General features: G+C 40.3%; 14 protein-coding genes and 1 tRNA gene. 4 read left to right on the top strand and 11 right to left on the bottom strand.

Annotation, left to right across the window (positions count from 1 at the left end; genetic code table 11):
- Positions 1 to 40 precede the first annotated feature (40 nt).
- From HMPREF9071_RS03190 to ychF, 3 genes are all read right to left on the bottom strand, one after another.
- Positions 41 to 1,282, bottom strand: a complete 1,242-nt coding sequence (locus HMPREF9071_RS03190) for a (Fe-S)-binding protein (RefSeq protein ID WP_050784928.1) — start codon at positions 1,280 to 1,282, stop codon at positions 41 to 43.
- Between the two features lie 110 nt (positions 1,283 to 1,392).
- Entirely contained in the window at positions 1,393 to 2,373 is a 981-nt protein-coding gene (locus HMPREF9071_RS03185) for an MlaD family protein (protein WP_009745125.1), read from the bottom strand.
- 250 nt (positions 2,374 to 2,623) lie between these two features.
- Complete coding sequence (ychF, locus tag HMPREF9071_RS03180) at positions 2,624 to 3,715, bottom strand: redox-regulated ATPase YchF (protein WP_009745123.1); 1,092 nt, start codon at positions 3,713 to 3,715, stop codon at positions 2,624 to 2,626.
- Positions 3,716 to 4,150: 435 nt separating this feature from the next.
- Between ychF and HMPREF9071_RS03175 the strand changes: the two genes are divergently transcribed.
- Together HMPREF9071_RS03175 and lpdA are read left to right on the top strand one after the other, a co-directional pair.
- Positions 4,151 to 4,226, top strand: a tRNA-His gene (locus tag HMPREF9071_RS03175).
- A 348-nt stretch (positions 4,227 to 4,574) separates the two neighbouring features.
- A complete protein-coding gene (gene lpdA / locus HMPREF9071_RS03170; protein ID WP_009745121.1) occupies positions 4,575 to 5,972 on the top strand; it encodes a dihydrolipoyl dehydrogenase in 1,398 nt (465 codons plus the stop codon).
- Positions 5,973 to 6,016: 44 nt separating this feature from the next.
- On the opposite strand, the gene HMPREF9071_RS03165 is transcribed toward lpdA, so the two are convergent.
- The 6 genes from HMPREF9071_RS03165 to hemH form a co-directional block, all read right to left on the bottom strand.
- The gene (locus HMPREF9071_RS03165; RefSeq protein WP_009745120.1) at positions 6,017 to 6,769 is read right to left on the bottom strand and encodes an SH3 domain-containing protein; all 753 of its coding nucleotides are present in this window, start codon (positions 6,767 to 6,769) and stop codon (positions 6,017 to 6,019) included.
- Positions 6,770 to 6,777: 8 nt separating this feature from the next.
- Positions 6,778 to 7,077 carry a DUF493 family protein gene (locus HMPREF9071_RS03160; RefSeq protein WP_009745119.1) on the bottom strand — a complete coding sequence of 100 codons (300 nt, stop codon included), beginning with the start codon at positions 7,075 to 7,077 and terminating at the stop codon, positions 6,778 to 6,780.
- Positions 7,078 to 7,368: 291 nt separating this feature from the next.
- Positions 7,369 to 7,815 (bottom strand): PIN domain-containing protein, encoded by a 447-nt coding sequence (locus tag HMPREF9071_RS03155; RefSeq protein ID WP_009745117.1) that lies wholly within the window; start codon positions 7,813 to 7,815, stop codon positions 7,369 to 7,371.
- Positions 7,812 to 8,102, bottom strand: a complete 291-nt coding sequence (locus tag HMPREF9071_RS03150) for a hypothetical protein (RefSeq protein ID WP_009745116.1) — start codon at positions 8,100 to 8,102, stop codon at positions 7,812 to 7,814. The genes HMPREF9071_RS03155 and HMPREF9071_RS03150 overlap by 4 nt, the downstream gene beginning before the upstream one ends.
- A gap of 230 nt (positions 8,103 to 8,332) precedes the next feature.
- Positions 8,333 to 10,405 carry a leucine-rich repeat domain-containing protein gene (locus HMPREF9071_RS03145; protein WP_117601728.1) on the bottom strand — a complete coding sequence of 691 codons (2,073 nt, stop codon included), beginning with the start codon at positions 10,403 to 10,405 and terminating at the stop codon, positions 8,333 to 8,335.
- 290 nt (positions 10,406 to 10,695) lie between these two features.
- The gene (gene hemH, locus HMPREF9071_RS03140) at positions 10,696 to 11,757 is read right to left on the bottom strand and encodes a ferrochelatase (RefSeq protein WP_009745113.1); all 1,062 of its coding nucleotides are present in this window, start codon (positions 11,755 to 11,757) and stop codon (positions 10,696 to 10,698) included.
- 154 nt (positions 11,758 to 11,911) lie between these two features.
- Here hemH and HMPREF9071_RS03135 point away from each other — a divergent pair, with 154 nt between their 5' ends.
- Both HMPREF9071_RS03135 and HMPREF9071_RS03130 read left to right on the top strand, forming a co-directional pair.
- Positions 11,912 to 12,103 (top strand): hypothetical protein, encoded by a 192-nt coding sequence (locus HMPREF9071_RS03135; RefSeq protein WP_009745112.1) that lies wholly within the window; start codon positions 11,912 to 11,914, stop codon positions 12,101 to 12,103.
- Between the two features lie 2 nt (positions 12,104 to 12,105).
- Positions 12,106 to 13,020, top strand: coding sequence for a YihY/virulence factor BrkB family protein (locus HMPREF9071_RS03130; protein ID WP_009745111.1), 915 nt, complete (start codon positions 12,106 to 12,108; stop codon positions 13,018 to 13,020).
- Positions 13,021 to 13,111: 91 nt separating this feature from the next.
- On the opposite strand, the gene rpoB is transcribed toward HMPREF9071_RS03130, so the two are convergent.
- Together rpoB and HMPREF9071_RS03120 are read right to left on the bottom strand one after the other, a co-directional pair.
- Positions 13,112 to 16,921, bottom strand: a complete 3,810-nt coding sequence (gene rpoB / locus HMPREF9071_RS03125; RefSeq protein WP_009745110.1) for a DNA-directed RNA polymerase subunit beta — start codon at positions 16,919 to 16,921, stop codon at positions 13,112 to 13,114.
- A 393-nt stretch (positions 16,922 to 17,314) separates the two neighbouring features.
- Positions 17,315 to 18,544 (bottom strand): FtsW/RodA/SpoVE family cell cycle protein, encoded by a 1,230-nt coding sequence (locus HMPREF9071_RS03120; protein WP_009745109.1) that lies wholly within the window; start codon positions 18,542 to 18,544, stop codon positions 17,315 to 17,317.
- Position 18,545 lies beyond the last annotated feature (1 nt).

Raw genomic sequence — 18,545 nt, 5'->3', positions numbered from 1 at the left:
GGTAAAAAGTTTTGCAGAAATACCTTCTATTTTTCTATCCTTACTCCTTCCATACTTTTTCTCTTTCAGTAGGGTTATAGCCCCAAGGAGAGGAGGTATTTTCCATCTGGGTCATCATCTTATTGAGGGAGGCAGGAGCAGCCGATTGTTCCATGACTATATATCGGCGCAAATCCACAAGGATAGAAAGGGGGCTTATCTCCATAGGGCAAGCCTCCACACAAGCGGCACAGGTAGTACATGCCCAGAGTTCCTCTGGAGTAATATAATCTCCTAAGAGTTGCTTTCCGTCAGGGACAAAGGTACCCTTATTAGTTTCTATATTCTCACCCACCTGTTGCACTCTACGCCGAGTATCCATAACAATTTTTCGGGGAGAGAGAAGCTTGCCTGTTTGGTTAGCAGGGCATTCATCCGTACAACGTCCGCATTCGGTACAGGCATACGCACTAAGAAGCTGCACACGACTTAGGTGGAAAACATCCGAAGCGCCAAAAGTAGGCGTAGCTTCCTCCTCCTGTGAGGTCTCTTCTATAGTACCCAGCATCAGCTGGACTTCCTTAGTTACGGTAGAAAGGTTATCCAAAGCCCCTTTAGGCTTTATAGGGGCATAGTAAGTATAAGGGAATGCTAAAAGAATATGCAAGTGCTTGGAATAGTAAAGGTAGTTAAGAAAGGCAAATACCCCTATAATATGTAACCACCATGCACTACGCTCCATAACTATAAGCGTGGGAGTGGAAAGGGAGGAAAAAAGCATCGCTACCCACTGACTTACAGGAAAAGCGCCTGCCTTAACATAAGGAGTTATCCCTCTGAGTTGCAAAAGTGAATCACAAGCATTCATCCCCAAAAAGAGGAGCATCATTACCATTTCGGCACAGAGGATTCTATTAGCATCTCGGCGAGGTGCTCCTAAAAGTTCCCGCTTATGAAAACGAGAAATAGAAAGGAGATTCCTTCGGATATAGAATACGGTAACCCCTATAATGACCCATAAGGCTAAGATTTCAAAAGTGGCAATTAGTATATTATAGAAGGCACCCAAAAAGCTAAATATACGATGCGTGGAAAAAATACCATCTATTACAATCTCCAACATCTCCAGATTAATTACCACAAAACCTATATATACGAAGAGATGAAGTACTCCCGCTATTGGGCGTACCCCCATTTTCCCTTGTCCTAAAGCTAAGCGAAGCATACGCATAAGCCGCTCACGCTTATGGTCAGTAGTATCTGTTACTGTTCCTAAGCGAATATTACGGCGAAGCCTACGCATGTTTCTTACAAAGAAACTGATACTTGCCGAAGCTAATAGGATAAATACTATAGAAGCTATCAATGGTTAATAATTATGCCAATTGTGATTCATGGCTCATTTTGAATTTCTCACTTTTGATTCTTCTCAGCACGTTCAGAGATAGAAGGTTCCACTGTTTGAGGGGTTTCATAGGCTTGATTCTTCTTTCCAAAGACAGAAATATGCACATAGCGCTTAGGATTTAGACGAATATCCTCCATAAGCAACCCTAATTCAGAAGTAGCCGTTTGCAAGTTATTATACAATTTAGGGTCATTCAGGAGCTTGCTAATTGTACCATTGCCCTTTTCTATTTGTTGTAACAGACCATTAACCTCAGAGAGTGTTCCTTCCAGATGAGCCACCAGCTTTCCTACCTGTATTTTAGAGAGAGAGTCACTCAGATGGACAAAATTCTCCGAGATGGTATGCACATTGGTTAGTGATTTTTGTAAAGGCACCCCAGAGGAAGCTAGTATATTATTAAGACTTACTGAAGCCTTATTCATATTCTGCAGAGTAACATTCAGGTTAGCAAGGCTTTCCTTAATATCTTTTTGTGCTTTAGCATCCAGAGTATGAGAGAAGGTAATCATGAGAGAATCCACAGAATTAAGCACCTTATTAAGGTTTTTCGCTGTAGGTTCCAGGTTAGCCCCTATAGCATCCATAAGGCTTGCTTGTATACTGGAGGGTATGGTATCTCCAGGCTGAGCTGGGGTTGCACCATCAAGGGCAGGGAGAATTTGTAGTCCTGTATTTCCGAGCAAACTGCTATATATTTCAGCTTTGCTATTTTTGGAGAAAGTAAAATCCTTCTTGCAGGAAAAACTAACAACAATCTTAGCGGTTCGTGGATCTATCTTAATATCCTTAACAGCACCTACTGAGACTCCATTTACCGTTACATTAGTGCCTGTTTGTAAGCCTCCTGAGTGGGTAAATACAGCATGATAATTCCTATCCGTACTAAATAGAGGGGTGGATTTAAGAAAGTTATATCCAAAAATAAAACTCGCCACACCTAAAAGGATGATAATGGCTGTTTTAGCTTCTTTTGATAATTTCACTGTTATATTTATAAATAATTCGGGGGCAAATGTACAAAATAAAATGAAAAGTGAAAAATGAAAAGTGAAAAATGAAAAGTATAGCCAGCGAGTGCCCACAGTTTGGAGAGTCTCATAAGTGAATAGTGAAAAATGAAAAGTGAAAAATGAAAAGTGAAAAATGAATAGTATAGCCAGCGAGTGCACACAGTTTGGAGAGTCTCATAAGTGAAAAGTGAAAAATGAATTTTTTCACCCATCAATCTTCATTTTATACGTTAAAACGGAAGTGCATGATATCACCGTCCTTAACTATATATTCCTTACCTTCTACACGCATTTTTCCGGCTTCCTTAACTTTGCTCTCACTTCCATAAGTAATAAAGTCCTGATAGGCAATTACCTCTGCGCGAATAAAGCCTCTTTCAAAGTCGGTATGAATGACCCCAGCCGCCTCGGGTGCAGTAGCTCCTATAGGGATTGTCCAGGCACGTACCTCTTTAACGCCCGCAGTAAAGTAAGTCTGCAGATTTAGGAGCTTATATGCAGCACGGATAAGCACAGAGGCTCCTGGTTCTGAGAGTCCCATATCCTGTAGAAACATTTGACGTTCTTCATAAGTTTCAAGCTCTGCTATATCGGCTTCAGTGGCTACAGCAAGGACAATGACCTCCGCATTTTCTCCTTTAACAACTTGCCTGACCTGTTCTACATATTGATTTCCTTTCACTGCAGAAGCCTCCTCTACATTGCAAACATATAGGACAGGCTTAGCTGTAAGCAACTGGTAACTTCGGCTTAGCTCGGCCTCTTCTTCTGTAAGAGGAAGCGTGCGTACGGAAATACCTTGCAAAAGAGCTTCTCTATAACGAGTAAGTAGGTTAAGTTCCTTCTGAGCCAACTTATCTCCTGCCTTAGCCGCGCGAGTGACTTTTTCCAGACGCTTCTCTACTGTTTCCAAATCCTTGAGTTGGAGTTCCATATCAATGGTTTCCTTATCACGGATAGGATTGACACTCCCCTCCACATGGACAATATTATCATTATCAAAACAACGTAGTACATGAATAATAGCATGACACTCACGGATATTTCCAAGAAATTGATTCCCAAGTCCCTCTCCCTCGCTTGCTCCTTTAACTAAGCCCGCTATATCCACAATCTCCACCGTAGCGGGCTGTACCCGTTCAGGAGAAACTAATTCTTCAAGCTTTTCAAGTCGTGCATCTGGCACATTTACCACCCCTAAGTTAGGTTCTATAGTACAAAAAGGGAAATTAGCACTCTGTGCTTTAGCATTTGATAGACAATTAAATAAGGTTGATTTTCCCACATTGGGAAGCCCTACAATACCTGCTTTCATTCTTTGAAATTTTAAGGAGCAAAGATACAAAATTAATGATTAATGGTTAGGGATTAATGATTAATTATTTGTCAATAAGGCAATTTATAATGATTAATGATTAGTATAGCCTCCTGTAGAGATACAATTTGTTATGTTTTAGAAAGTTAATAAAAAAGAGGGTATAAAAATAAAAAGTAAAAAAATTTAAGTAAAATTATTTGATTTTTTCTTTATAAAAATCGTATCTTTGTAGGGTTATTAATAATTTGTCGTTTCCCAAGCCATTATCCTTGTATAGCACTCCTTGCTGCCGTGCCTTAGTGGCGGACTGCTTCAAAATGGATATACTAAGCACTAAAGGTTGGCAGGTGAAATCATTAATATTATATTTTTTTAGGGTTAAAAATTTTTCTGTTTAGAAAAAAAGTATTACTTTTGCACCCGAAAATAAATGGTGGTTTTAGCTCAGCTGGTTAGAGCGTCGGATTGTGGTTCCGAAGGTCATGGGTTCGAACCCCATATGCCACCCTTACACTCCTAATAAGTTGCCCCTTATTAGGAGTTCTCTTTATCTCCTATTTTTACCTTAGTACCTTCAGAGAATAATCCCTAAGAGCAGTAACCTCTAGTACTACCAACGTAGTGGTAGTTCCCTTTCAAGGGACTCAGTCGTCCTGGATGTCGGCATCTATGATTCTCAAAGATACTGCAACTTTACAAAAAACACTCCTAAAATCTTCTATAAAAAGGGACGTATTTTATTTGGTCTTTTCAAAAAGAATCACTACCTTTGTAGCTTAATGAGTGCTTACTAACTATCCCCAACTTAGTAAGGCTCTCTTACTTACTGTAGAACAAATATTTTAAAATTACAATAATGAAGAATTACGATGTGATTGTTATAGGAGCAGGTCCTGGCGGTTATGTAGCTGCTATCCGCTGTGCACAACTTGGGAAGAAAACAGCCATTGTGGAGAAGTATAATACTCTGGGAGGTACTTGCCTCAATGTAGGGTGCATCCCCTCCAAAGCCTTATTGGACTCCACTCATTTGCTTGAAGATGCCCATAAGCATGCTTCCTCTCATGGTATAGAAATTAATGGAAACATTATGGTGGATTTTGCCAAAATGGTAGAACGCAAGCAAGCCGTAGTGGATCAGAATACTCAAGGGATTAACTTTCTCATGAAGAAAAACAATATAGAGGTATTCCACGGAAAAGCTTCTTTTACCTCTCCTTGTGAGATTCAGGTACAAGCAGCAGAGAATGAAACACTTTCAGCTACTCACTTTATCATTGCCACTGGTTCCAAGCCCTCTACCTTACCCTTTATTACCCTTGACAAAGAGCGAGTTATCACCTCCACAGAAGCCTTAAGCCTTCATGAGGTGCCTAAACATCTGATAGTTATTGGAGGGGGCGTCATTGGACTGGAACTTGGACAAGTATACTTACGCTTAGGAGCTCAGGTTTCTGTAGTGGAATATGCTCCCAGCATCCTTCCTACTATGGATATCTCTATAGGAAAAGAATTAAGTAAAGTACTTAAAAAACAAGGTTTTGAATTCTATACAGATAGTAAAGTAAAAGAGGTAAGCCGAAAGGGAGATACGGTCATGGTGAAAGCCGACAGTCCTAAAGGGGAGATTGTCCTTGAAGGGGACTACTGCTTAGTGGCTACCGGTCGCCGTCCTTATACAGAAGGTTTGGGCTTGGAGAAGGCTGGAGTACAACTTAATGAGCGTGGACAAATAGCCGTTAATGAACATCTGCAAACGAATGTCTCTCACATCTATGCCATAGGAGATGTCGTACGTGGGGCTATGCTTGCCCACAAAGCAGAAGAAGAGGGGGTATATGTAGCTGAGCTCTTGGCAGGAGAGAAGCCTCATATAGACTATAACCTTATTCCTGGAGCTGTTTATACGACTCCTGAAGTAGCTGCTGTAGGAAAAACAGAACAACAGCTACAAGCGGAAGGGCGCCCTTATAAAGTAGGTCAGTTTCCTATGCGCGCTTTGGGTCGTGCCCGTGCCAGTCAAGAGACGGATGGCTTTGTAAAAGTATTAGCCGACGCTACTACGGATGAAATCCTTGGGGTACACATTCTTGGAGCACGAGCTTCCGACCTTATTGCACAATCGGTAGTGGCAATGGAATACTGTGCGAGTGCTGAGGATATTGCCCGTATCTGCCACGCACACCCCACTTATAGTGAAGCGGTGAAAGAGGCTTGCTTAGACGCTACTGCAAAAAGAGCCATACACATGTAAGTAAATCTTAAAAAGAGGCTACCCTTTTCGGTCAGCCTCTTTTTCTAAAGGGTCTTAAGGGTATGTTTTTTTACCCATCCGGTACGTCCATCGGCAATCTTAAGTTTATACCAATCCCCTACTTCATCCAATATTTCTACCTTTGCTCCTTCATGAAGCAGAAAAGCCTCCTTGCTATAGGTATTAGGTTCTTCAAAGAAACGCACTTCTTTATCAAAAAGGACTCCATAGAGGTTCCTATGCACATAGCGATTGACCGTATTTCCCAGAAAATAACTTCCCACAGAAAGGAATAGGAAGCCCAGCATTAGGGTAAAGAAGATACGCTTAAGCAATACTTTTTGAGAGAAGTAATACCAAAGGAAAAAAATCACAAATAAGCACATACTGACCACTGCCCACACACCCCATCCATTAGGGGAATTCCATCGGCTTAGGGTTTCCACAAGGCGCTGTGACCACATTTTAGGTAAGGGCGCTATTTTGTCCAAAGCCATTTGTTGTGCATATTTTAGGTTAGCTTGTACTTGTGGGTTATCAGGGGCTAACTGCAAAGCCTTCTCATAATAGTAGATACTAGGGGCTATATCTCCCTTTTTGTAATGTGCATTAGCCAGATTATAATACAATGCCTCAGAAGCTTGTCCTTGGGAGAGTATTTTTTGATAATTATCTATTGCTGTTTGCCAATCTTCCCTATTATAAGCACTTCCTGCTTGTGCAAAAAGCTCCTCCAATGTTTGAGCCTTTAAGGAGAAAAAGGTAAAAAGTAAAAGGCAAATGAGACCATTTTTCATTTTTCGTTCTATAAAGAGATTATTCCTTCTATCTTTCCTGCTTCCTTATAATAATGGATTACCTGGTCGGGACTATCCATCATAAGACGTATAGAATAACTGATATACTTACCATTTGAAGAGGGTTTTTCCTCAGTAATGGCTGCTGTATTCTTGAATACGGCTTGTATTTGTTCCCGTTTGTCTTGGGTGGCAGGGAGGATAAACTTATATAAGTATTCACTTGGGAATACGGTAGTTTGTTCCAATTCTGACTTTAGCTTTGCATAGAAGGCATCAAAGTCATGAGATGTTATGTTTTCTTGCATAATCGTATTTTAAGAAATTGTTTGTAATCTTATTTTTCAGGATCATTTCTATTATCTACACGCAGTTATCTGAACTTCATCAAGGGACTCCATTATTCCATAAGATATTAAAAATTTTCCCTCATTTTTAACAGTTAATCTGTTTTTATAATATAGCCTTAGCTCTTTGCATCATTTTCATGAGATACAAAATTTCTTTCTTTTACCTTTTCCAATAGCTTTTAACTATCAATTCAACCAGCGGTTAAAAGTAAATTCTCAAAAAAATAATCTATCTACTCTCACAGAAGGTTATTTTTTCCTTTTGTAGAGATAGTTTCTTATTTCGTCTGTAGAGATAAAGAAATATCCATAGCCTTTTTCAGTAAGTCCTGAAATAAGTTTTTTGTCTAATGACCAAATTTTATGTTTATATTGTAAATGAAAAGCAATGAAAGGAATATCATCTACATCTATGTTTTTTGTGATTTTCTCTGCTTTTAATAGGTTTTCTTTTGTTATATTCTCAGAAGCAAGAATAACAAATTTCTCCAATATACTATAAAAATTTTTCTTTATCTGCCTTTGAGTCTTCTTAGTAATCTTTGCAAGGTCTGGTAAATGTTCTTCTATTTCTTCTAACAGATAATCAGGAACTAAGAATTGTATATTTTTACTTTCAGTTAGTATTTTAGATATTTCACCGAGAGGAGCCGCCAAGGCACTATAAAAAATATTTGTATCTATGATAACTATCATAATGCAGCTTTTTCAGTTACTTTCTCATAAAAACGCTTTGCTGCTGCTTTTTTTGTTTTCTTGGAAAGAGCTATTATTTCTTCTTTGTATTTAAGAGGAACTCCGTTTTTATCTTCCTCCAATAACTCAGGGACAGGCTTTGCAAGCCCAGACTTTGCTTTCGCTTTAGAGGGGGCTTTTTCCTTGGTTTTTGTCTCTGTAAATTTTACAAAACTAAGTGTTTTTAGATATTCAACAATAGCTAATGCTTGTTTGCTACTGTTCTCAATAGTAAAAGTATAAGCCATAAGATTTTTAATTTTGAGTACAAAGGTACAAAAATTATACCAAAGAACCCGCAATCATTTTCTGAAAAAAAGTAAAAATGTTTTATTAGTATTTGATTTTCAGAAAGATAAAAGCAGTGAAAGTGATAGGCAGTTCTCCAAAAAATAATCTTACGTGGGAATATCGCCAATTCAAAAGAAAAGCCCTCCCTTTAGGGGAGAGCCTTTCAGAAATATGTAATGTCAAAAACCTAATTACAAGCCGTTGTTCGTACTTTACTTTGATGATGAGGATGCCTTGCAAGACTTGTTTTTACAGCAGCCTCTTGGGAAGGCGGTACTGCTATACACTCTATAGGAAGTTTATCATTACTATCCTCTGTAATCAATATTTGCTCTATATAAGGGAAGCCAAGTAAGTTCAGCTTTCTTACATTATGATTGTTAGGGAGTTCAATTTTCTTAAGGTTAACTGCATTTCCTGAAACAGTAGCTAAGGAGCCTCCAAGACTAATTTCCTCCAAATGTAACATCCCTGTTATATTAATATCTGCAACTCCAGTTGGATTAAGAATTAACTTCTTCAATTGGGTAAACCGTTGTAATCCTGCAAGGTTTGTTACCAAATTATCTACCGTTAATAAGTCCACTATTTTATCTACATCTGTTTGATATAACTTGCTCGCTGGGGTATAGCTGAAATATGTTCCTCTATCTATTCCCTTGAGTTTTTCTATTACAATACTCTTGAGTCTTTGGTCAGGGATGACTACTTCCGAGTTATTTCCTCCTCCGCCTCCTGCTTCATAAACCCCTGTACCTTCAGCAGCATTTAAAGCATTTGCTTCCGCAGCAGATTTTACTCTAATAGAAGTTATATTATTCTGTTGTGCACAAGCGGGACAGTTTCTTACGATTTGGAATCGCCCGGCGATTTCTGAACGGGAGAGGTCAGCGACTAAGGAGGTAAGGTCTAAATTTCCTGTAAGGCGGTTCCCCATAAGGTTTACACTGGTAAGCTTTGTCATTTGGGTAAAGAGTGTACCTACCTCAGAGAGGTTATTCCTGTCCAAAGCGAGCTCAGTTACCTTAGGTGTTCCTACCACGGAGATACTTCTGAGGTTGTTATTGATAATACTCAATTTTTCCAATTGGGGAAGGTCTTTAAGTTCTATTTCCTTCAAGGTTGCATTGGCAATTACCAAATTCTTAAGTCCACTGAGCCCTCTTAGGGAAAGTTTTTCATTCCCTGTGCTAAGGGTATTTTGTCCAGAAGAAGGTTCTATCTGTACCGTGGTTACTTTTTCAAAATATTCCAAGCCTTTGAAGGATTGTATCCCTGATTCTTCCGCTTTGATAACTCCTTGATACATTTTTGCTTCAAGGACAGAGATTTCCCCATCTCCATTAAGGTCAATAGAACCATTGGCACTACGCAAGATAGCAGCTTTTAGGATAGGATCAAGGTCAAGATTTCTATCTGTCTCATTGGTAGCACTATACTTTTGAGTATGTTCAGCTAAGTTAAGGCTTACTGCCTTTGCAGGCGTAGAGACACGAATCAGTTTTATATTAGGATTATTCCCATCACGTACTATCTGCACTTCTGTCCCTGCTTTAAGAGCGGAAAGAGCGGAGAGATTCAAGGTATCCCTCAGTTGGTTTCCTATAAGGACAATATTGGTAAGGGAAGTAAGGCTATTGAGACTCACATGGGTAAGGTTATTGTTACTTGCTTCCAATACTTTAAGGTTGGTAAAGTTCTCAATCCCATCTAGTGAGCTAATATTCTTCCCTGGTACACGGATTACCTCTACGGATTGGGCTTCTACACGGCTAATTTTTCCATTGCCATTGGTATCTGCCTTAGGCATACCACTCGTTCCGTTAAGCAGTGCATTTTTGAAGTTTTGGTCAGGGATGTATATTTCATCTCCTTCATCCTCCACCCATGCTCCATTTTTCTTTTTATAAACGATGTTTTTGGTGAGGGATAACCTACGAACGAAATAGTCCCCGTCCTTACCAGTAGCGTTATTCGCCATTTTATTATCTGTGTATACTTTTGCTCCTTCCTTATAGTTAGGTAAGGAAGCCAAAGGTGCCCACTGATTTCCCGATACTCGTCTGTAGAGTGTACGAGAGATTTTGTTAAAATAATAATTTCCTGCATTGGGTCCTGGTGCCTCAGTCCCTTCCGATACGGTGGAGAGCTGTTGAGGATCTCTTCTCTCAGGGTCTTTATTGTCCTTATTACAACTAATGGCGACAAAGACAAATGAGAGGCAGAACATGGTTACAAAAGTGTGTAAAAATCGTCTCATAATTTGCTTAGTTTTGGTTTAACATTACAATATTCATTTTTTAGTTTTAATTAGGTTTTAACTGAGCACAAAGGTAATGAATTCTGTATGAATAGCAAACTTTTTTATATTCTTACCCTTAAAAAAGCAATTATGAACTGACTTATCAACAACGGAGAAAATAGAAATTAATATTTAATTAACATAAGTAATTTATTATGTATTACATAACAAGCTTTTTATTAACAAAAAAGGGGAGATTTTCCCTTCCAAAAATAATTATACACATTTCGTGATTCTTTGTTAATAAGCTAAAATTTTTGCCATTTTTCTATCCATTGTGCAATTACATGTACCCAATCTTGGCGGTCATTTAGGCAAGGAATGTAGTTATAAGTATTTCCACCATGAGAGAGGAATTGTTCTTTGCCTTCGATGGCGATTTCTTCCAAGGTCTCCAGACAGTCCGCTACGAAGGCAGGGGTAACGATCGCCAGGTGCTTGATTCCTTGTTCTGCCAATTGCCCTAAGGTAGCATCGGTATAGGGAGTAAGCCAAGGGTCTCGTCCCAAGCGCGATTGGAAAGAGGTGCTATAGTGATCGGAGGTAAGGTTCAGTTCTTGGGCAACCGCTTTGGAAAGGGCATGACATTGGTGGCGGTAACAGTACTGATGAGCAGGAGAGAGGGTATTACAGCAAATGTCATTCAACTGACAATGTTCCTTAGTTACATCGGACTTATAGATATGCCTCTGAGGTACTCCATGATAAGAGAAAAGCAAGTATTCTCCTTCCTTATAGTACTCCTTGATGGAGGTTGCCAATACCTTAACATATTCAGGACGATGATAAAAAGCAGGTACTTCCGTGAGGGAAATATGCGGGTACTTTTTACGCAAAATCCTATGAACCAGCACCGAAATAGTCTCAATGGTGGACATGGCATACTGCGGATATAGGGGAATCAGTAATAATTCTGTTACTCGTTGCCTATCAAGGGCTTCTATGGCTGAGGCAATGGAAGGCTTTCCATAACGCATCGCCATAAGCACGGGAATATCCACCTGTGCCTGTACCTTATCGGTAAGGTTACGGGTGTGAACAATCAAGGGAGAGCCCTCCTTCGTCCATATTTTCCGATAAGCCTGTGCAGAACGCTTGGGACGGGTACGCAAAATAATTCCTTTGACCAGAAACGCACGGCTCAGGTAAGGCAAATCAATCACACGTGGATCCATAAGAAACTCCCCCAAATACTTCCGCACATCACCTTCTGAAGTAGAATCAGGAGAACCCAGATTGACGAGTAAAACACCCTTTGACATTTTAAAAAATTTTGCTACAAAAGTACGTACTTTTTTGTAGATATCCATAAACTATTATTGTTTTTTTCTATAGTTTAATTATTTGTCCTTGATTTTTTATTAATTAGAAAGATTATAAATTATTTATTTAAGATATATTTTCAGTTAAAAAACAAGTATTTCAAAAAAAGATTGTATCTTTGCCACAGCAAAAGATAATAACATGCAAGTAGATTTTTCATTTCAAGAATATTTAGGATTTTTAGCCTTCTTAGGGATTGCCACTATGGGTTTTTGGCTTATGATATTCTTACTTACTTACGTAGTTCCATACTGGGTATTTGGGGCTGCTATAGAGCGCTTTAAGGAAAGGCGAGCTGCCAAGAAGCTACGCAAACAAGAGCAAGCAGGTTAAATATGCATAAAGACATAGAAGAGAAGGAGGTAGATAAACTCCCTATTGTGAACAAGTTGGTTTATTTTCTTAAGCGAGTTCCTCTGGGGAAGGGGCGGGCATTTTCTCTTTATGATCTTCTACAGCTCTACACCATTGGGATTATTCGTGGCGCCCTCACCTATCGTGCCAGTGCTATTTCCTATAGCTTTTTTGTGGCTATTTTCCCTTTTCTGCTGGTGGTACTGAACCTTATTCCTTATATTCCCATTGCGGATTTCCAAGATGATTTTTGGGTTTTTATAGATAACCTACTTCCTCCAGGGACGCATGACTTCTTCAAAGATATTTTCTTAGATATTGCTAGTAAGAAGCGAGCAGGGCTTCTCTCCACTGTATTTGTCCTTTCCATATTCCTTACGACCAATGGGATTAATGCTGTATTTGGAGGTTTTGACACCTCGTATCATGTACATAATACGCGAGGAGTGGTCAAGCAGTATTTCATTTCCATGGGGGTGGCGATGCTGCTGGTTTTTTTGATTCTCTTCTCGGTCATTCTATGGCTATCCTTTGAGTACATCAGCCGCATGGGGTTCTTTGAGACTTTAGAAGCCAACAGATATCTCTTCCTTTTGGCGAAGAAGATTTTCTTTATTTTCGTTACTTATCTTTCTATCTCCATTCTGTTCCATTTTGGTTCTGCTGAGAGAGGTATTCGTTTCTTCTCGGCAGGTTCCCTTCTTACCTTAGTGCTCTTTATTCTGACCACTTATGGCTTTGGTATTTATATAGAAAATTTTGCTCAATATAACCAGCTTTATGGCTCTATTGGGGCATTACTCATCTTCTTACTATACATTTGGCTAAACTCCACCATTCTGCTTTTAGGCTTTGAGCTGAATGCCTCCTTGCTAAAGCTCAAGAAGGCAGATTAGCGGATACTTTTCTCCTTTGCTTCTAGGCATAAAAAAACAAATTCCAAACTGAAGTGTCTGGAATTTGCTATTTATAACTATCTACTTATTTCTATTCCTCAAGGCGAATATCCAATCCGAGTCCTTTGAGTTCGTGCATGAGTACATTAAAGGACTCAGGTAATCCTGGTTCAGGCATGGTATCCCCATGTACGATTGCCTCATAAGTACGAGCTCTTCCGATGACATCGTCGGACTTCACAGTTAAGATTTCACGCAAGGTACTGGATGCTCCATAAGCTTCCAATGCCCATACCTCCATTTCACCGAAACGTTGTCCTCCGAACTGAGCCTTACCTCCGAGAGGTTGTTGGGTAATAAGAGAGTAAGGACCGATGGAACGTGCATGCATTTTATCATCAATCATGTGACCGAGCTTAATCATATAAATGACTCCAACAGTTGCCTTTTGGTCAAAACGTTCTCCGGTACCTCCATCATAGAGGTAGGTATGTCCGAAAGCAGGTACCCCAGCCTTTTCTGTATATTCGGTGATTTGCTCCAGGGAAGCCCCATCGAAGATAGGGGTAGCGAACTTTAAGCCAAGTTTTTGTCCTGCCCATCCAAGTACTGTTTCATATATCTGACCAATATTCATACGCGAAGGCACCCCAAGAGGGTTAAGTACTATATCCACGGGGGTACCATCGGCAAGGAAAGGCATATCCTCATCACGGACAATCCGTGCTACAATCCCTTTGTTTCCGTGGCGACCTGCCATTTTATCCCCCACCTTAAGCTTACGCTTCTTGGCGATATATATCTTAGCCAATTTCATGATTCCTGCAGGGAGCTCATCCCCTACAGAAAGGGTAAACTTATCACGGCGGAGCATTCCTTGTAGGTCATTGAGCTTAATCTTATAATTGTGGATAAGGTCATTGATGAGTTGGTTTGTATGGTCATCGGTTGTCCATCCACCAGAGAGGAGATGGGTATAATCCTCAATTTCGCGCAATCCTTTTTGTGTATGTTTTCTTCCTTTAGGGATAATTTCTTCTCCTAGGTCATTGAAGACTCCTTGGGAGGTTTTTCCATTCACTAAGGAGAATAGTTTTTCTAAGAGTCGGTCTCTGAGCTCTCCTGCTTTGGCATTGAAGGCAGCATCCAAGGCAGCGATTTCATCTTTTTCTTTGCTGCGTTTTTGTTTTGTTTTCACTGCACGGGAGAAGAGTTTTTTACCGATAACGACTCCTTCCAAAGAAGGGGAAGCCTTCAAGGAGGCATCCTTAACATCCCCTGCTTTGTCCCCAAAGATAGCCCGAAGGAGTTTTTCCTCTGGAGTAGGATCACTTTCTCCCTTAGGGGTTACCTTTCCTATTAAGATATCACCGGGCTTGATATTGGCACCGATACGTACAATACCGTTTTCGTCCAAGTCCTTAGTAGCGTCCTCAGAGACGTTAGGGATATCATTGGTAAGTTCCTCCACACCGAGCTTGGTATCGCGAACATCCAAAGTATATTCATCAATATGAATAGAGGTAAAGATATCCTCACGGATTACGCGTTCGGAAATCACAATTGCATCCTCAAAGTTATATCCTTTCCAAGGCATAAAAGCCACTTTCATGTTGCGTCCTAAGGCTAATTCACCGTTTTGGGTAGCATATCCTTCGCAGAGTACTTGACCTTTTTTCACTCTATCGCCCTTGCGAACAATAGGTTTTAAGTTAATACAAGTACCTTGGTTGGTACGGCGGAATTTGATAAGGTCATAAGTGGTTAGTTCACTATCAAAGGAGACTAAGATTTCGTCCTCTGTTCTGTCGTACTTGATAACAATCTTTTTAGCATCCACATATTCGACAGTTCCTTCTCTTTCGGCATTCATCAGTACACGGGAGTCTGTAGCTACTCGTTGTTCGAGTCCTGTTCCCACGATAGGTGCTTCGGGGCGCAAAAGGGGCACCGCTTGTCGCATCATGTTGGATCCCATCAGTGCACGGTTTGCATCATCATGTTCCAAGAAAGGGATTAGAGAAGCTGAGATAGAGGCGATTTGGTTAGGCGCCACATCTATATAATTCACTTCCTCGCGAGGGACTATAGGGAAGTCCCCGTCTTCCTTCACTACGAGTCGTTCTTCTAAGATATTTCCCTGGTCATCCACCTGAATATTCGCTTGCGGAATCTTAAGACCTTCTTCTTCCTCAGCACTCATGTAGACGAGTTCATCAAGTTTTATTTTTCCATTTTCCACTTTACGATAAGGAGTTTCAATGAATCCCATAGAATTCACCTTAGCATATACCGCCAAAGAGGAAATTAGCCCGATATTAGGACCTTCAGGGGTTTCAATAGGGCAAAGGCGTCCGTAATGTGTATAGTGTACGTCACGCACTTCAAATCCTGCTCGTTCACGAGAGAGCCCACCAGGACCTAGGGCTGAAAGACGTCGCTTGTGTGTGATTTCCGCCAAGGGATTAGTTTGGTCCATGAACTGAGAGAGCTGGCTGGTACCAAAGAAGGAATTAATTACTGAAGAAAGTGTTTTGGCATTAATCAAATCCAAAGGGGTAAACACCTCATTATCACGTACATTCATACGTTCGCGTATGGTGCGTGCCATACGAGAGAGCCCTACTCCGAACTGAGCAGCTAACTGTTCCCCTACGGTACGTACACGCCGGTTAGAAAGGTGGTCAATATCATCCACCTCTGCTTTGGAGTTAATAAGCTCAATCAAGTATTTTACAATAGTAATAATATCTTCCTTGGTAAGGACTTGTTTTTCCATAGGGATATCCAAGCCTAACTTTTTATTCATACGATAGCGCCCTACATCCCCCAAGTTATAACGTTGGTCGGAGAAGAAGAGCTTATCAATGATGTCACGTGCAGTTTCCTCATCGGGTGGTTCAGCATTACGTAACTGGCGATAGATATGTTCTACCGCTTCTTTTTCGGAGTTGGTAGGATCCTTTTGGAGGGTATTATGAATGATGTTATAATCTATTGCTCGTTCATCTTCCTTATGCAGGAGAATTGTTTTTACATTGGCATTGATAATCTCATCAATATGTTCTTTTTCCAGTACAGTATCACGGTCAAGGATAATCTCATTACGCTCAATAGAGACTACCTCACCGGTATCCTCATCTACGAAATCCTCATGCCAAGTGTTAAGCACTCGGGCAGCCAAGCGACGTCCTAAGTATTTCTTAAGTCCTGTTTTGGAGACTTTCACTTCTTCAGCAAGGTCAAAGATTTCCAGAATATCCTTATCTCGTTCAAAGCCAATGGCGCGGAAGAGGGTTGTTACAGGGAGTTTTTTCTTACGGTCAATGTAGGCGTACATGACGTTATTGATGTCCGTAGTGAACTCAATCCAAGATCCCTTAAAGGGGATAATACGTGCTGAATAGAGCTTCGTTCCATTGGCATGATAGGACTGTCCGAAGAACACTCCAGGAGAGCGGTGGAGCTGAGAGACAATCACTCGTTCTGCTCCATTGATAATAAAGGTACCGCTACCGGTCATATAAGGGATCGTTCCCAAGTACACATCCTGTACAATAGTTTCAAAATCCTCATGCTCTGGATCCGTACAGAATAGCTTCAACCTTGCTTTCAAAGGCACACTATAGGTAAGTCCTCGCTCAATACACTCTTCTACGGAATAACGAGGAGGATCCACAAAATAGTCAAGGAACTCAAGTACGAACTGGTTTCTTGTATCGGTAATTGGGAAATTTTCCTTAAAGGTGCTGTAAAGACCTTCATTACGTCGTTCATCGGACTTGGTTTCCATCTGGAAGAAATCCTGAAACGATTTCACTTGAATATCCAAGAAGTCCGGATAATCAGGCACATGCTTTGTTGAAGCAAAATTGATTCTGGCAGGTTGGTTCGTAAGCATCTATATTTATTAATAAATGGTTAAAGGTAATGACTTATGCTCTAATGACTAAAGCATTTATGACATTACTATAGATTGTTAAGTATGGTGCACAACAAGACCCAGTTTCTACAAAAATCATTTTAGAAACTGGTTATCAAAGGGTTATTTTGTTATGGACAATACACTTCTTTCAAGGGGGCAAATTTACAAAATTTAATTATTATTTGTCAATTATTATTTGTTAATTATTAACCAATAATTGTTAATTACATTTTATTCCCTATCTTATTTAGAAAGCTGGTAGAAGAGCGACTTGTTTTGTCCTGTTTTAAAGGGAGTGTTCGCTATAAGAGAGCTATTCTCACACATTTTCCTTTAACTATACAGACGATTATTGTTGTAGATTATCTTTTATTCTTGTTCTTGGGAGGGTTCTTCTTGAGAGGGTTCCTCATCGGGCGATGAATCTTCAATAGTTTGTGCTTGTTCTTTCATTTTTAATTTTTCACTATTTTTATCCTGCTTAGCACTGACCGATAGAATAATGCCTAAGGCAAGGCAAGTCATCCAGATGGAAGTTCCTCCACTGGTGAAGAAAGGGAGGTTTTGTCCTGTTACAGGGAGTAAGCCTACGGAAACCCCCATATTGACAAATCCTTGGAAGACAATAGGGATTCCCACCCCTAAGACTAAGAGCTTTCCAAAGATAGTGGTAGCCTTCAGGGAGATCACCACAAATCTCACTAACATAATGATAAATAGGAATATAAGTCCTGCTCCGCCCCAGAGTCCATATTCCTCCACAACAATGGCAAAAATAAAATCGGAAGAGCCTTGTGGGAGTAAGTTTTTCATTACACTTTTACCTGCCCCTTGTCCCCAGAATCCACCAGAGACAATAGCCATTTTAGCGCGTTGGGACTGATAATTTTCTTCTTTGTCCTTATCCAAGAAAGTTTCTATACGGCTTTTCCAAGTATCGGCACGGTGAGAGAAAGCGTCCGGATACGCCCGTATGAAGAGGAGGAAAACTCCAAAGAGCAGTATACTCATCACCAAGATAGAGAAGATATACTTTAGTGGATATCTGCCAATATAAAGGAGTAAAAGCACCATGAAGAACATAATGGCTCCTGTGGAGAAGTTTGGAACGGTTACCATGGCTACGGTAATCCCTACGGGAATCCATAGGGCGAAAAGGCTTTCGTTAAAGTTAATCTTTTCCCCATAAGTATCTGCCAGATAAGAAGCCACGTACATAAGTAAGATAATCATGGCAAGGGCAGAGGGTTGGAAGGAGACTCCAAAGATATATATCCATCGGTTCGCATTGGCACCCTCAATAGTATTGCCCTTAAGCAGTACGAAGAAGAGCAGAATCCAAGAGACCAAGAGTCCCAGCCGCGAGAGCGGGCGAAAGAAGCGATATGGGAAGCGATGTACCAAGAAAATGATAAGGAGTCCTACGGAAATCAGCATAGCATGCCTTGCGAAATATCCATAAGTAGTAATTCCCGTTTTCTCCAGATACACTAAGTTACTGCTGGCACTATAGACAGGGAGAAAAGAGAGTGCGGCAAAGAAGAGCACCACCCCCCAGAGGGCGAGGTCTCCTTTGAGATATCGCGTAAGACGTTCCATA

The sequence above is a fragment of the Capnocytophaga sp. oral taxon 338 str. F0234 genome (assembly GCF_000192225.1).
Taxonomy (GTDB): Bacteria; Bacteroidota; Bacteroidia; order Flavobacteriales; family Flavobacteriaceae; genus Capnocytophaga.
Note: the sequence above shows the minus strand (reverse complement) of the source record. Positions and strands in the feature narration are given on the sequence as shown.

What these genes read in the sequence shown, in the direction of transcription:
- HMPREF9071_RS03190 (WP_050784928.1), bottom strand. Translation starts at nt 1,282, where the DNA reads ATGCGTAGGCTTCGCCGTAATATTCGCTTAGGAACAGTAACAGATACT.
- ychF (WP_009745123.1), bottom strand. Translation starts at nt 3,715, where the DNA reads ATGAAAGCAGGTATTGTAGGGCTTCCCAATGTGGGAAAATCAACCTTA.
- lpdA (WP_009745121.1), top strand. Translation starts at nt 4,575, where the DNA reads ATGAAGAATTACGATGTGATTGTTATAGGAGCAGGTCCTGGCGGTTAT.
- HMPREF9071_RS03165 (WP_009745120.1), bottom strand. Translation starts at nt 6,769, where the DNA reads ATGAAAAATGGTCTCATTTGCCTTTTACTTTTTACCTTTTTCTCCTTA.
- HMPREF9071_RS03160 (WP_009745119.1), bottom strand. Translation starts at nt 7,077, where the DNA reads ATGCAAGAAAACATAACATCTCATGACTTTGATGCCTTCTATGCAAAG.
- HMPREF9071_RS03155 (WP_009745117.1), bottom strand. Translation starts at nt 7,815, where the DNA reads ATGATAGTTATCATAGATACAAATATTTTTTATAGTGCCTTGGCGGCT.
- HMPREF9071_RS03150 (WP_009745116.1), bottom strand. Translation starts at nt 8,102, where the DNA reads ATGGCTTATACTTTTACTATTGAGAACAGTAGCAAACAAGCATTAGCT.
- HMPREF9071_RS03145 (WP_117601728.1), bottom strand. Translation starts at nt 10,405, where the DNA reads ATGAGACGATTTTTACACACTTTTGTAACCATGTTCTGCCTCTCATTT.
- hemH (WP_009745113.1), bottom strand. Translation starts at nt 11,757, where the DNA reads ATGGATATCTACAAAAAAGTACGTACTTTTGTAGCAAAATTTTTTAAA.
- HMPREF9071_RS03135 (WP_009745112.1), top strand. Translation starts at nt 11,912, where the DNA reads ATGCAAGTAGATTTTTCATTTCAAGAATATTTAGGATTTTTAGCCTTC.
- HMPREF9071_RS03130 (WP_009745111.1), top strand. Translation starts at nt 12,106, where the DNA reads ATGCATAAAGACATAGAAGAGAAGGAGGTAGATAAACTCCCTATTGTG.
- rpoB (WP_009745110.1), bottom strand. Translation starts at nt 16,921, where the DNA reads ATGCTTACGAACCAACCTGCCAGAATCAATTTTGCTTCAACAAAGCAT.
- HMPREF9071_RS03120 (WP_009745109.1), bottom strand. Translation starts at nt 18,544, where the DNA reads ATGGAACGTCTTACGCGATATCTCAAAGGAGACCTCGCCCTCTGGGGG.